Genomic DNA, 13568 nt, shown 5'->3' on the forward strand with positions numbered 1-13568 from the left:
GTGCCGCACGCTCCGTCGCGGAGAAAGCGCTTTCCGGTAGGCTGGGCGCATGACTTCCCGCTTCGCCATCGGTGAGACCGACTTCCTGCTCGACGGCGCACCGCATCGCATCATCTCCGGCGCCATGCACTACCCCCGTGTCCATCCCGATCAGTGGCGCGACCGCATCCGCAAGGCGCGCCTGATGGGTCTGAACGCCATCGAGACGTACGTGGCGTGGAACGCTCACGAACCGGTGAAGGGCGGGTGGCGCGCGGACGGCGACGTCGACCTCGGCCGCTTCCTCGACATCATCGCCGAGGAAGGCATGCACGCCATCGTGCGCCCAGGGCCGTACATCTGCGCGGAGTGGCACAACGGCGGCCTGCCCACCTGGCTGACGGCCGACAAGCGCATGACGCTGCGCAGCAGCGACCCCGCGTATCTCGCCGAGGTGACCGGCTACCTCGAGAAGGTCAACGCCATCGTCGCACCGCGTCAGATCGACCGCGGCGGCAGCGTCATCCTCGTGCAGATCGAGAACGAGTACGGGGCGTACGGCGCCGACAAGGACTATCTCGAAGCGCTCGTGCGCGTCACCCGCGAGAACGGCATCACCGTCCCGCTCACGCAGGTCGACCAGCCGATCCCCACGATGCTCGAGAACGGCGCGCACCCCGCGCTGCACACGACCGGCTCGTTCGGCGGCCGCATCGACGAGCGGCTGGCCACCCTGCGGGAGTTCCAGCCGACCGGCCCGCTGATGTGCATGGAATTCTGGTGCGGCTGGTTCGACCACTGGGGCGAGAAGCACCACACGACGACGTTCGCCGACAGCGCGGCCGATCTGGACCGGCTGCTCGCGGCGGGCGCATCCGTGAACATCTACATGGTGCACGGCGGCACGAACTTCGGCCTGACGGCGGGCGCGAACGACTCCGGCCGCTACCTGCCGATGGTGACCAGTTACGACTACGACGCCCCGATCAGCGAGTCGGGCGAGCTCACCGAGAAGTTCCATGCCTTCCGCGAGGTCATCGCCAGGCACGCACCCGTGCCCGAGATGCCGGCGATCGCACCGACGGACGCACCGACCCCGACAGCCGTCTTCGAGGCCGTCGCCGATCCGCTCGAGCTGGTCGTCACCGACCACGGCGAGTTCGCGACGCCACCGACCATGGATGAGCTCGGCTCCGACGTGGTGCTGGTGGAGTACTCGACGGATGCCGCAGCATCCGGCGTGCTGGAAGCCGAGGTGCGCGACTACGCCTGGGTGGAACGCGACGGCGCGCCCGCTGGCCGGCTGCAGCGCACCATCGGCGACCTCTCGCTGCCGGTGCCACGCGGCGAAAGGCTGCGGCTGCTGATCGAGGAGACCGGCCGGGTCAACTACGACCAGAAGATCGGCGAGGCGAAGGGCCTCATCGGCGCCCCGCTGCTCAGCGGACGAGCGCTCGAAGGCCCCTGGCGAGTGCGCACGTTCGACGTCGCCGCGCTCGGCACCGCGGTCTCGGATGCCGCGGCCGGCGCCGCCATCGAGGACGGTCGGGCGATCGGCCCCATCGGCCTGCGTGCCACCTTCGATCTCGACGAGCCCGCCGACCTGTTCCTCGACACCGCCGGCTGGGGCAAGGGGTACGCCTGGGTCAACGGCTTATTCCTCGGCCGCTACTGGCGGCGCGGCCCGCAGCGCACGCTGTACGTGCCTGCGCCGGCGACGCGCGCGGGAGGCAATCAGGTCGTCATCGTCGAACTCGAAGCGACGACGGACGCCACGGCGCGCTTCCTCGCACGACCGGACCTCGGCCACGAGGTAGAGTGATGGCCGGGTACACCGCAGCGTTCGACTGGGCACGTCGCCATGTGGATGCCGGGCACCTGCCGACGGCCGTGCTCGGAGTCGCGACCGCCGACGGCATCGTCGCGCTGGACGGGTTCGGTGCGAGCACGGATGCGACCTATCCGCTGTTCTCGATCACCAAGGTGCTCATGGGCATCACATCCGCTCGCGCGGTCGAGCGGGGACTGCTCACTCCGGAGACGCCGCTGACGACCGCCCTGCCCGCGTTCGGCGCAGACCGGGATGACGTCGTGCGGCTGCGTCACCTCGTGAGCCACACCTCGGGCATCAGCGAGCCGCCGCTCGACACGGCCACCCCGCTGCGCATCGAGCTGCTCACCCGAGGCCGCGACTTCGCCGCGGGCACCGCATCCCGGTACTCGACCCTCGCCTTCGAGGGCATCGCCGCGCTCACCGAGCACGCGACGGGCGTGCCGTGGGACGCCGACACGCAGGCGTGGGCGTCGGCGACCGGAGCCGACGGGCTCACCCTCGACCACACCGGATCGGTCGAGGTCGTCGACGCCGCGGAGGCCGGGCTCGACATGGAGCGCTTCCGGGCCACGCGAACCCCCGGCGCCGGGCTGCTCGGCCGCGCCGAGGATCTGCTGCGCATCGGCGCCGAACTGCTGCGCATCCATGCCGGCGCGACAGACGGCATCCTCGCGCCGGCGACGCTGCAGATGATGCGGCGCCCGCTCACGGGCGACATCCCCCGGCTCGAGCCCTACCCGGCGCAGCACGGTCAGGACTGGGGTTTCACCTTCAATCTGCGCACACGCGCGCCCGGGCTGATCGATCCCGACACCTACGGGCACGGCGGCTGGGCCGGCACGGAGTTCTGGGTGCATCCGAGCGCCGGCCTGTGCTGGGTGCTGTTGACGAACCGCGCCCTGCGCGCGGGCGTCGACGCCGATGAGCTCGACAACGCGGTGGTGTCCGGGCGATGATCCACCACGTCCGGCATCGCGGGTGGCCGGCGCCGGCATCCCCCAGCGCGCTGCCGGAGCCCGCGGAAGCCGCGCGGGGCATCACCATGACCGACCGCGCTGTGCTGCGGCACGGCGTGCCGATCGTTCCGGTGTCCGGCGAGATCCACTACAGCCGCCTGCCCCGGGAGCGCTGGGGCGAGCGGCTGCGCCAGATGCGCGCGAACGGTGTGACCGTCGCCTCCGCCTACGTTCTCTGGCTGCACCACTCCCCCGAGCGCGGGGTGGCGCACTTCGACGGCGCCCGCGACGTCGCCGCGTTCATCGACGAGTGCGCCGCCGCCGGACTCGAGGTCGTGCTGCGCATCGGGCCGTGGGCGCACGGCGAGGCGCGCAACGGCGGCTTCCCCGACTGGGTGGCGGATGCCGACGTCGCGCACCGCAGCGACGATCCGCGCTACCTGGAACTCGTGCGGGCGTGGTTCGCCCAGCTCGCCGGGAATCTCGACGGGCGGGCGCAGCCGGGTGGACCCGTCATCGCGATCCAGCTCGAGAACGAGCTCTACGACCGCCCTGGCCACCTCCTCACGCTGAAGCGGATGGCCCAGGGAGGCCGGGATGGCGGCGCCGCTGTGGACAGCGACCGCGTGGGGCGGCGCGCAGCTCCCGCCCGGCGAGGTCATGCCGTTGTTCGGCGGCTACGGCGACGGCTTCTGGGCCGACCCCGGAGACGGCTGGGATCCGTCGTTCCGCGCGCACTACTTCCCGTCGCACACCTGGGACGACCCGGGTGTCGGTGCGGACGTGCGGGCATCGCAGGGGTTCGCCGCCGCCGACTCGGCACCTGCGAGGCCTGATCCCGCCCTCCTCGGCGGCTTCCCGCCGGCGACGTGCGAACTCGGCGGCGGCATGGCGACCGCCTACCACCGGCGCCCCGTGCTCAGCGGCCACGACGTCGCCGCCCTCGCGCAGATGAAGATCGGCAACGGCTCGGCCTGGCAGGGGTACTACATGTACGTCGGCGGCCGGAATCCGGCAGCGGGGATGCACGAGACGCAGGCGACCGGCTACCCGAACGACATGACGGAGTGGAGCTACGACTTCCACGCGCCGATCGGCCAATCCGGTGACCTGCACGAGTCGGCCGGGCTGCTGCGCGCCCAGCACGCGTTCCTGGCGGCGTTCGGCGGTCGTCTGGGCACCTCGAGCCTTCCGGACGTGCGGGCCACCGGGCTCGACGACACGCAGACCCTGCGGTGGGCTCTGCGCTCCGACGGCGTCGAGGGCTTCTGCATCATCACCCATCACCAGCCGCATCTCCCCGTGAAATCGGTGACCGAGGTGCAGCTGCGGGTGCAGCTCGACGACGAGACGCTGGTGCTGCCCAGCACGCCCATCGACATCCCGGCGGGCACTCTGGCCCGTTGGCCGATCGGCCTGCGGGTGGGCGGGACGCGACTGCGGTGGGCGACGGCGTCGGCGCTCACGCTGCTGCGGGATGAGCTGCTCGTGCTGTGCGCGGATTCCGGCATCCCGGTCGAGGTCGCGGTGGGCGACGAAGCCCCCCGCGTCGTCGAGGCCGGCCTGCACGAGGTCGCCGGACTGTCGCTGCTCGTTCTCGACGACGCTCGTGAAGCGTGGGTGCGAGGGGACGAGCTGTGCTGAGTGATGGCCAGCTGCGGTGGGACGGCGATCAGGTCGAGGCGAGGGATGCCACGTTCGCGCGTCGCTTCGACACGGCAGCCCGCGGGTGGATCGATCTGCCGGTCTCCTTCCCGGGGCAGCCGGTCGAGGTGGCGGCGCGCCTGCTCCGCGCCGAGCGCGAGGTGCCTGCGGACTACGGGTTCGGCGGTGCGCGGCACCGCGCACCCTCACACGCGGCGTTCGACGCGCTCGCGGCCGTGTACGCGCTCGAGATGCCGGCCTGGTCGGGCGACGCGCTGCTCGACATCGACTGGGCCGGTGACGTGGCGCAGCTGCGGGTCGACGGAGAGACGGTCGACGACCGGTTCTGGGACGGCACGCGCTGGTCGGTCTCGCTGCGCGACGTCGGCGTCCAGCACGACTCCACGGTGACGCTGCATCTGCTGGCCCTGTCCGGCGAGTCGACGGTGTGGCTGCCGCCCGCCGCTGAGGCGCGACGCCGCGGCACCGCCGCCGCGCTCCTGGCCCTGGACCGCGTCTCTCTGCGAGAGCGGGGCGAGTGGATGCCGGTCGACACGGGCCGCTGACCGGCGGGATCGTCTCTGCGGAAGACGTCCGGGGCGCGGTCGACCGCAGACACGCAAAGGGGGTGGAAGCCGCTGGCGCGGCTTCCACCCCCCTCATGGTTCAGCTGTTGACGACGACGTCCATCTCGGTGAAGAACTGCTCGACCGCAGCCTCCGGGGTGGTGGTGCCGTATCCGATCTCGCGACCGAGCTCGAGGAACTTCTGCTCGAGAGTGCCGTAGCCCACGATCGGGACGGGCGGTGCATCGCCAAGACGATCCGCGATCGAGGCCTCGTACTCCTTGATCTGCTCGCCCATGGCGTCGAGCTGCGCCCCTTCGAGCTGGGTCTCCGACGCGGGCAGGCCGCGGTTGGTGCCGAAGATCTCGCCGACCTCGGCGCTGTTCACCAGGAAGTTCAGCAGCGTCACCGCCGCCTCCGGGTGGTCGGTGTTGGCCGCCACGGCGTGCAGCATGGAGGGCTTGAGGTACAGGTCCTGAGCGCCTTCCTTCGTCACGGGGGGCTCGATGAGATCGAGCTCGGTGTACCCCTCACCCAGGTTGCCCAGGTAGCCGGCACCGAAGTTGTCCCAGGTCAGTTCGCTCGCGGTCAAGCCGGCGTCGAAGCCGGACAGCGGGGAGATCTCTTCGAGCGTCTGCTGGTCGATGACCACCTTGTCGTCGCGGTTGGCGGCGCCCAGCTGCCAGAACTCGAGGAGGTCGTCCTCGGTGAAGTTCGGCTCACCGTCGGCGGTGAAGAGGTCCTCGCCCTTCGCGCGCTGGTAGATCTCGAAGTTCTGGATCCGCATGTTGTAGTCGGTTCCACCCCAGAGCTCGATGCCGCTGTCCGCCGCGGCGGAGGTCACCTCGCTCATCCATGCGTCGTAGTCCTCCCACGAGCCGGCGCCGGGATACGCCTCGACATTCGCCTTCTCGAGCAGCACGGGGTTGAGGAACAGGCCCCAGGCGTTGGTCGACGTCGGGATGGCGGTGGTCTGATCGCCGACGACGCCGATCTTGAGCACGCTCTCGGGCAGCGGGTCGGTGTCGATGACGCCGCCGAGGTACGGGTTGAGGTCCAGCAGCAGACCGTTCTCGGAGTACTGGCGCAGGTACGAGTAGTCGAACTGCATCACATCGGGCAGCCCGCCACCGGCGGCCTCGGTCTGACGCTTCTCCCAGAAGGCGGGGAAGTCCAGGAACGAGACGTTCACCTCGATGTTCGGGTACTCCTCGTTGAACGCGTCGATGGCGCGGTTGTACAGGTCGGCCCGCACGTCGTTGCCCCAGAACGAGAAGTCCAGGGTGACCTTCTCGTCGGGGTCGTAGGTGGCCCCGGCGCCGGGCTCGCCACCGCCTGCGCATCCGGCGAGCAGGAGTGCCGCACTCGCGGCGACGGCGGCCGCTGCTGTGATCCGCTTCTTTCTGAACATCGTTGTCCTCTCTGGGAGATCCGCGCTCCCGTCGGTGCGCGGATGTCCTGTGTCGTGATTGCGCATACCCTCTGGGAAAGCGTCTTCCCAGACGGTACTATGAATTGAGACGTTTCACAACAGGTGTGCAGCATCCCGATCGCGATCACCTCCCACCATCGGCTGCGGTCGATCGACCGAGAGAGACACGACCATGACCCACCCCCGCGAGCGGCCTCTGCCCGACTGGACGCTGGATGCGACGCTCGGCATCTTCATCCACTGGGGTCCCTACTCCGTGCCCGCCTGGGCCGAACCGACCGGGGCCTGGGGCGCGATCCCGCCGGAGATCTGGTTCCGGCACAACGCGTATGCCGAGTGGTACGCCAACACGATCAGAATCGAGGACTCGCCGGCGGGCGCGCACCACGACGAGATCCACGACGGCGCACCCTACGAGGCCTTCCTCGACCAGTGGACCGCCGAGCGCTACGACCCTCGCTCGTGGGCGACGCTGTTCCGGTCCATGGGCGTCGACTACGTCGTGCCCGTGACCAAGCATCACGACGGTGTGACCCTGTGGCAGGCACCCGGCACCGAGGGCTTCAACACCGTCGAGCGCGGCCCCCGGCGCGATCTCCTCGCACCTCTCGCCGACGCCGTCCGCGCCGAAGGCATCCGGTTCGGCGTGTACTACTCGGGTGGGCTCGACTGGCACAGGACCGACTTCGCTCCGATCCAGTCCCCCGAAGACGTCGAGACCCTGCGGCCCGTCGACGACGACTATGCGGCCTACGCCACAGCGCACGTGCGGGACCTGATCGATCGGTACCGTCCCTCGGTCATCTGGAACGACATCGAATGGCCGGATGCGGGTAAGCACGACGGCAGCCTGGATGCTCTCATCGCGCACTACCGCGACGTGGTGCCCGACGGCATCGTCAACGACCGGTGGGGTGCGGATGTCTGGGACTATCGCACCAGCGAGTACGCGCATGACGTCCACAACGAGCACGGAACGGGCTGGGAGCACAACCGCGGCCTGGGGTTCTCCTTCGGGCACAACCGCGTCGAAAGCGAGGAGCTGACGCTCTCGCCGCGTGACCTCGCGAAAATCTATGCGGACGTCGTGTCGCGCGGCGGACGACTGCTGCTGAACATCGGCCCGGAGGCGTCGGGGGTGATCCCCGATGTCCAGTTGCGCACGCTCGAAGGCATCGCCGGATGGCTCACCGCGCTGAAGCCGCGCACGGTGCGGCGTCGCCCGCTGTCGGCGGAGGAGGCCGCAGCCATCGCCCCGCACGACGGCACCTGGGCCCGCGGATGGGTCAGTGACGACGAGCTCGTCGTGATCGCGGAGCGACCCGAGTCTCTGCCGGACGGCCTCTCGGGCAGTGGTGCACACGTGTACTCACTGCCGCATTGATCTCCCGGACGTGAAGAGAGCGAACCTCCGGGGACCGGCATCCGGCTCGGTTCCCGAAGATTCGCTCTCTTCGTGCGTCAGGACGCGATCTCGAGGCGGATCGCGTCGTACGCCGCCTCGTTCCAGAGGTGCTCGGCGCCGTCGTTGATCTGCAACGTGATCACATTCCCCTCGGGCTTCAGAAGCGCGGCATCGAACGTGAACTCACGATGGAAGGTGCGTCCGCCCCGGCCGCTGCGGTAGGTCGCCCCTCGCGCGTCGTCGGGCTCGAAGGTCCACACGAACGGCTCGCCGTTGACGCGGATGGTGAGGTTGCTCTGCTCGGGCGGCACCGGCAGCGCCGATCCCATCGCCCACGCGGCGAGCCAGACCGACAGCGTCGCCTGCGCGCCGGCCGCGACCGGCGTGTCGACGTCGAACAGGATGCGCCAGGGCTTCTCCTGCCGTGTGACATGCAGCCGGTACGTCGACTGATCGCCTTCCGGAGATACGACGCGGATCTCGAGCACGGTGTGCGGGCCGGATACCGCGACGTCGAGCCCGCCGGCGGACACCGACACGCCGTCGATCTCGACCCGTGATCCGCCGCGCGCCGTCGCGAGCACCCGCACGGTGTCGCGATCGTGCGGGAAGTCGACGGCGAAGTCCGAGCGGAACGAGCTGAAGCCCGGCACGAGTTCGGCACCGTCGACGCTCAACGACTCGAGGACGGGCACGGCGGCATCCGTCGCCACGATCTCGATCGCGTTGATCCGGCCGTCACCCGAGGCGACCACGTCGAGGCGGCCGCCCGAGACGACGACGCGAGCCGTATGGGTCGCGTACTCCCCCGTGCCGGACTGCAGATTCACGGGCTCCGCTTCGCCGATCGTGATCGTCGTCTTGTTGCCGGCGATCGCGTCGCCCGAGATGACCGTGACGTCGTACTCGCCGTCCGGCAGATCGACCGAGAACGTGCATCCCCCCACGACGAAGTCTCGCCGTAGATCTCCGTCCTCTCCGCGGTCGCGGAAGTCGGTCGCTCGATCGAGACCGAATCCGCCGCCGGCACTGTAGAGCGTGTCGCGGGCGACGCGCTCGTAACCGTCGGCGACCGGACTCGACGAACTGCCGAAGTCGAAGAGGCGCACCCCTTCGGCGTCCTCCGGCACGACGGAGCCCTCGGGGGCCGACACCTCGTAGGAACGCTGGTAGTGCAGGTAGTTCCAGTCTTCGTCACTGCTCTCGCCCACGACATAGGTGACGCCGTCCGGGAACTGATCCCGGTAAGTGTGGAACAGCCCGTACTGGCGGAAGTCGCGTCCGTTGCGGAACTCACGGGAGTCGCGCGTCGGGGAGCCGATCTGGAAGATCGTCTCTCCGTGACGCTCGGGTTCCCAGATCATCTTGCCGAGACGCACGTCGCTTCCCGCCTGGATGGCGACGTCGTCGATGACGTGCTCGCCCCAGATGCCGTCACCGTAGATCGTCAGACGGTAGGTTCCCGCACGAACGCCGTCGATCGAGAAGTGCCCGCCGTTCTCGACCTCGCTCCAGTAGTTGTACCCGAGCACGGTGTCCTGCATGGGCGTGCGGTTGTCGGAGAGCACGACGACCGCCCCGACGAGATCCTTCGGCGAGACGCCGGGGAGGCGCACCTTGCCGCGCACCCGGGAACGCTGGCGCTTCGGCGTCCACCCCTCGATCGCCAGCCGATCATAGAAGTCGGCGTGGGCTGCGGGGCGGGCCTGCTTGTCGGCATCGCGTCGCAGTGCACGGCCGTCCGTGCCCTTGTTGAAGTACACGAAGTACGGGCCGTAGGTCTTCTGCCATGCCTGCCCGGCCGCGACACGCACCGGGCGCGTGCCGTAGTGCGTCGCGTGCGGCTCGACGAGGAGCACCGGACCGGCATCGCGCTGATGCAGCACGAGGTCCTGCCGCACCGGGCCGCCCGAGAAGGCCTCGAGGCTCGGCAGTGCGGCCCAGATGCCGTATCCGCTGCCGTACAGACCGTGCAGGTGATGATCCTTCATGTACACGGCCCAGTCGTACTTCGTGTAGTAGCGGCGCGGGTACGCGGTTCCGGTGCCTTCGAGATCGGTGGTCGCGTCCATGACGGTGCGGCCGGCCTTCATCTCGGCCGGCGTCGGCATCTGCGCGGCGGCCTCGCGCCACGGGGTCGCGTGCGCGTCGTCGGGTACCGACGCGTGCGTGAACGTGTCGCCCGCCATGTAGAAGACGTAGCGGTGCTGGTCGATGCGGAAGCCGTGGAAGTCCTTCGGATGGTCGTAGCTGTAGGCGAGGTGGATGCCGGGTTCGCCGGCACGCATGATGTGGTGCCGCACGAGGTAGCAGGGCATTCCGCTGGAGGGTGCGTGCCGGAAAGCCACGTCGACGAAGTCCTGCTCGCGGCGCACGAAGATGCCGTTCTCGGCGCCCGGCAGCGGCAGGGCGCCTCCCTCGCGCCCGGCGTTCATGTCGTAGTTGCCACGCCCGACCATCTCGACGCCGTCATAAATGAGCGAAGTCATCCGACCATTGGCTCGGTCGATGACCATCCGGACGAGGCCGTTGTCGACGACCACCTCCGTGCCGGTCTCCTCGAGCACGGGCGGATCCTGTGGGCTGCCGGCGAATGCGGGGCTGGCGAAAGCGCCGGTGGCCACGGTGGCCGCCGTGATTCCAGCGAGTTGACCGAACGTTCGACGCGTCATTGCGGGTACTGGTGTCATGGCCGGGAATGTAACACACCCCAGAAAACGCTTTCAAGGAATTCCTCGGATCTTTGCGAGCGCGGGCGGATGTAACGGGCATGCTCCCGCACGCGTTCGAGCGCGGGGCCGCGCCGAGGATGTTGCGTTTTCGATCAGCAGAGTCGTAGTATGGTCTGAAACGATTCAACGGAGAGAAGTGAACGCATGACCCGGCACTGCTTCCAGCTGCGCGTGCGCCCCGAGCTCCTCGACGAGTACCTGGCCCGCCACAGCCCCGTCTGGCCGGAGATGCTCGCCGAGATCGCCGCGGCAGGCCGGCGCGACTATTCGCTCTTCGTCGGCGAGAACGGCGTCCTCATCGGCTACTACGAGACCGACGATGACGAGGCGGCGCAGGCGTATCTCGCGACGTCCGAGGTGGCGGCACGGTGGGAGGCCGAGATGGGCCGCTTCTTCGTCGGCCTCGAGGGTCGGCCCGACCAGGCGGCCACGCCGCTCACCGAGGTGTTCCACCTCGAAGATCAGCTCGCCGCGGTCGGCGGCGCAACGACATCCGACAACGACGACGAAGGCAGCGCCTCATGAGCATCCTCTCCCCCGAACACCTCGCCGCTCTGGAAGAGCAGTCGATCGAACTGCCCAGCTGGGCGTTCGGCAACTCCGGCACCCGATTCCGCGTGTTCGGCACCCCGGGCACGCCGCGCGACCCGTTCGAGAAGATCGCGGATGCCGCCCAGGTGCACAAGCACACCGCGCTCGCCCCGAGCGTCGCGCTGCACATCCCGTGGGATATGTGCGACTTCGGCGACCTGCGCACCCATGCCGAGGATCTCGGCGTGCAGCTGGGCACCGTCAACTCGAACACCTTCCAGGACGAGGACTACAAGTTCGGCGCGCTCACCCACGAGGACGCGAGTGTGCGCCAGAAGGCCATCGACCATCACTTCGCCTGCATCGACGTGATGAACGCCACCGGCAGCCGCGATCTGAAGATCTGGCTGGCCGAGGGCTCCAACTACCCGGGCCAGGCCGACATGCGCGGCCGGCAGGACCGCCTGCAGGAGTCACTGGAGAAGATCTACGCTCGCCTCGGCGACGAGCAGCGCCTGGTGCTGGAGTACAAGTTCTTCGAGCCCGCGTTCTACCACACCGACGTGCCCGACTGGGGTACGTCCTACGCTCAGGTGAGCGCGCTCGGTGACAAGGCGATGGTCTGCCTCGACACCGGCCACCACGCCCCCGGCACCAACATCGAGTTCATCGTGATGCAGCTGCTGCGCCTCGGCAAGCTCGGTTCGTTCGACTTCAACTCGCGCTTCTACGCCGACGACGACCTGATCGTCGGCGCCGCCGATCCGTTCCAGCTGTTCCGCATCCTGTTCGAGGTCGTGCGCGGCGGCGGGCTGAACAACCCCGACGTGGCGTTCATGCTCGACCAGTGCCACAACATCGAGGAGAAGATCCCCGGTCAGATCCGCTCGGTGCTGAACGTGCAGGAGATGACCGCTCGTGCCCTGCTCGTCGACCGCGATGCGCTGGCCGCGGCGCAGAAGTCCGGCGACGTGCTCGCCGCGAACGCCGTCTTCATGGACGCGTTCTACACCGACGTCCGTCCGGCGCTCGCGGAATGGCGCGAGAGCCGCGGGCTGCCCGCGGACCCGATGGCCGCCTTCGCGGCATCCGGATACCAGGAGAAGATCGCCGCCGACCGCGTGGGCGGCGTGCAGGCGGGATGGGGCGCATGAGTGTGAACACGCAGCAGAAGCGCACGCTCACGGCGTGGAAGGCCACCATCGCGGTGGCGATGTCGAACTACATCGAGGCCGGTGCGATCATCGCGCTGGCCACCAGCCTCACCCTGTGGCAGGGCGAGTTCGGATTCGATGACGGAGCCGTCGGCCTCGTCGCCGCCCTGAGCGCCAATGCCTTCGGCGCGGCGATCGGCGCCGCGATCGGCGGTCCGCTGTGCGACCGGCTCGGCCGGAAGTTCATCTACACGTACGACCTCATCGTGTTCATGATCGGCGCCCTGATGGTGACGTTCTCGCCGAACTTCGCCGTGCTCCTCGTCGGCGTGGTGCTCATGGGAATCGCCGTTGGCGCCGGTGTGCCTGCTTCCTGGACCTACATCGCCGAGGAGGCACCGAGCGAGCACCGTGCCGCCCACGTCGGCACCGCACAGCTCGCCTGGTCGATCGGCCCCGCCATCGGCTTCCTGCTCGCCGTCGTGCTCGGGCCGCTCGGCATCGTCGGCTCGCGCATCATCTTCTTCCACCTCTTCGTCATCGCCGCCGTCACGTGGTGGGTGCGTCGTGGCCTGCCGGAGTCGAAGCGCTGGAAGGAGCAGCGCGAGTCGTCCCAGGAGCGCGGCGAGAAGGTCTCGATCTTCTCCGGAATCGGCGGCCTGCTCTCCGACCGCAAGAACCTCGGCGCCCTGCTCTTCCTGCTCGGCGTCTACGGCCTGTGGAACACGGTCGCCGGCCAGGCGGGGATCTTCCAGCCGCGCGTGTACGAGGCGGCCGGACTCCACGACGCCACCCAGCAGAACCTGCTGCAGGTGCTGGTGTGGACCCTCACCGCCGCTGCCACCTACTTCGGCTTCATGCGCTACGGCGACCGTGTCAGCCGCCGCTGGCTGTACTTCGGCGGTGCGCTGCTCGGCGTCGTCGCCTGGGTCGTTCTCGTCTTCGCCCCTCCCGGTCTCTTCTCGCTGCTGTTCTTCGCCGTCGCGTGGGGCATCTCGGCCGGCATCGGCGCGCAGGCGTTCTACGGCCTGTGGACCGCAGAGCTGTTCGCGACGCGGTACCGTGCGAGCGCCCAGGGAGTGCTGTTCATGCTCGCCCGCGTCATGGTGGGCCTGCTGAGCCTGGTCTTCCCCGTGCTCCTCACCACGTGGGGTCTCGGCCAGCTTGGCCTGCTGATCATCGGCCTGCTCGTGGCCGCGCTGCTCATCGGCACGATCTGGGCCCCGAAGACCGAGGGCAAGACTCTCGAGCAGATCGAGCACGAGCGCTACGGCACGCCGGTCGAGGCCGAGCGCGTCTGACATCCATCTCCTCACCTCCGCGAAGGACTCCGAC

Annotated in this window: 10 protein-coding genes; 8 read left to right on the top strand and 2 right to left on the bottom strand. The window is 69.1% G+C overall.

The annotated features are described in order from the left end of the window. The first annotated feature begins 49 nt into the window (after window positions 1-49). From ACFWH5_RS03100 to ACFWH5_RS03115, 4 genes are all read left to right on the top strand, one after another. The gene (locus ACFWH5_RS03100) at window positions 50-1801 is read left to right on the top strand and encodes a beta-galactosidase (protein ID WP_378831649.1); all 1752 of its coding nucleotides are present in this window, start codon (window positions 50-52) and stop codon (window positions 1799-1801) included. Beyond that, window positions 1801-2769 carry a serine hydrolase domain-containing protein gene (locus ACFWH5_RS03105; RefSeq protein WP_378831652.1) on the top strand — a complete coding sequence of 323 codons (969 nt, stop codon included), beginning with the start codon at window positions 1801-1803 and terminating at the stop codon, window positions 2767-2769. Before ACFWH5_RS03100 ends, ACFWH5_RS03105 begins: the two co-directional genes overlap by 1 nt. Then, on the top strand, window positions 2766-3605 hold the full coding sequence (locus ACFWH5_RS03110) for a beta-galactosidase (RefSeq protein ID WP_378831654.1): 840 nt from the start codon (window positions 2766-2768) through the stop codon (window positions 3603-3605). The genes ACFWH5_RS03105 and ACFWH5_RS03110 overlap by 4 nt, the downstream gene beginning before the upstream one ends. Window positions 3606-4406: 801 nt before the next feature. Further along, the gene (locus ACFWH5_RS03115) at window positions 4407-4979 is read left to right on the top strand and encodes a hypothetical protein (protein ID WP_378831656.1); all 573 of its coding nucleotides are present in this window, start codon (window positions 4407-4409) and stop codon (window positions 4977-4979) included. Between the two features lie 100 nt (window positions 4980-5079). Here ACFWH5_RS03115 and ACFWH5_RS03120 read toward each other — a convergent pair whose 3' ends face one another. After that, window positions 5080-6390, bottom strand: coding sequence for an ABC transporter substrate-binding protein (locus ACFWH5_RS03120; RefSeq protein WP_378831658.1), 1311 nt, complete (start codon window positions 6388-6390; stop codon window positions 5080-5082). 193 nt (window positions 6391-6583) lie between these two features. Here ACFWH5_RS03120 and ACFWH5_RS03125 point away from each other — a divergent pair, with 193 nt between their 5' ends. Beyond that, window positions 6584-7795, top strand: coding sequence for an alpha-L-fucosidase (locus tag ACFWH5_RS03125; protein WP_378831661.1), 1212 nt, complete (start codon window positions 6584-6586; stop codon window positions 7793-7795). A 77-nt stretch (window positions 7796-7872) separates the two neighbouring features. Here ACFWH5_RS03125 and ACFWH5_RS03130 read toward each other — a convergent pair whose 3' ends face one another. After that, the gene (locus tag ACFWH5_RS03130; protein WP_378831663.1) at window positions 7873-10506 is read right to left on the bottom strand and encodes a polysaccharide lyase family protein; all 2634 of its coding nucleotides are present in this window, start codon (window positions 10504-10506) and stop codon (window positions 7873-7875) included. A 186-nt stretch (window positions 10507-10692) separates the two neighbouring features. On the opposite strand from ACFWH5_RS03130, the gene ACFWH5_RS03135 reads away from it, so the two are divergent. The 3 genes from ACFWH5_RS03135 to ACFWH5_RS03145 are packed head-to-tail and all read left to right on the top strand — an operon-like array spanning window position 10693 to window position 13534. After that, window positions 10693-11073, top strand: a complete 381-nt coding sequence (locus tag ACFWH5_RS03135; protein WP_378831666.1) for an L-rhamnose mutarotase — start codon at window positions 10693-10695, stop codon at window positions 11071-11073. Further along, entirely contained in the window at window positions 11070-12233 is a 1164-nt protein-coding gene (rhaI, locus tag ACFWH5_RS03140) for an L-rhamnose isomerase (protein WP_378831668.1), read from the top strand. Before ACFWH5_RS03135 ends, rhaI begins: the two co-directional genes overlap by 4 nt. After that, window positions 12230-13534 carry an MFS transporter gene (locus tag ACFWH5_RS03145; protein ID WP_378831671.1) on the top strand — a complete coding sequence of 435 codons (1305 nt, stop codon included), beginning with the start codon at window positions 12230-12232 and terminating at the stop codon, window positions 13532-13534. The genes rhaI and ACFWH5_RS03145 overlap by 4 nt, the downstream gene beginning before the upstream one ends. Window positions 13535-13568 lie beyond the last annotated feature (34 nt).

Origin of the sequence: Microbacterium sp. NPDC058345 (assembly GCF_042723855.1) — a bacterium.
Taxonomy (GTDB): domain Bacteria; phylum Actinomycetota; class Actinomycetes; order Actinomycetales; family Microbacteriaceae; genus Microbacterium.

Excerpts from the sequence above, each read along its gene's own strand:
- ACFWH5_RS03130 (WP_378831663.1), bottom strand. The coding sequence starts at position 10,506 with ATGACACCAGTACCCGCAATGACGCGTCGAACGTTCGGTCAACTCGCT.
- ACFWH5_RS03135 (WP_378831666.1), top strand. The coding sequence starts at position 10,693 with ATGACCCGGCACTGCTTCCAGCTGCGCGTGCGCCCCGAGCTCCTCGAC.
- ACFWH5_RS03120 (WP_378831658.1), bottom strand. The coding sequence starts at position 6,390 with ATGTTCAGAAAGAAGCGGATCACAGCAGCGGCCGCCGTCGCCGCGAGT.
- ACFWH5_RS03105 (WP_378831652.1), top strand. The coding sequence starts at position 1,801 with ATGGCCGGGTACACCGCAGCGTTCGACTGGGCACGTCGCCATGTGGAT.
- ACFWH5_RS03100 (WP_378831649.1), top strand. The coding sequence starts at position 50 with ATGACTTCCCGCTTCGCCATCGGTGAGACCGACTTCCTGCTCGACGGC.
- ACFWH5_RS03125 (WP_378831661.1), top strand. The coding sequence starts at position 6,584 with ATGACCCACCCCCGCGAGCGGCCTCTGCCCGACTGGACGCTGGATGCG.
- ACFWH5_RS03110 (WP_378831654.1), top strand. The coding sequence starts at position 2,766 with ATGATCCACCACGTCCGGCATCGCGGGTGGCCGGCGCCGGCATCCCCC.
- ACFWH5_RS03145 (WP_378831671.1), top strand. The coding sequence starts at position 12,230 with ATGAGTGTGAACACGCAGCAGAAGCGCACGCTCACGGCGTGGAAGGCC.
- rhaI (WP_378831668.1), top strand. The coding sequence starts at position 11,070 with ATGAGCATCCTCTCCCCCGAACACCTCGCCGCTCTGGAAGAGCAGTCG.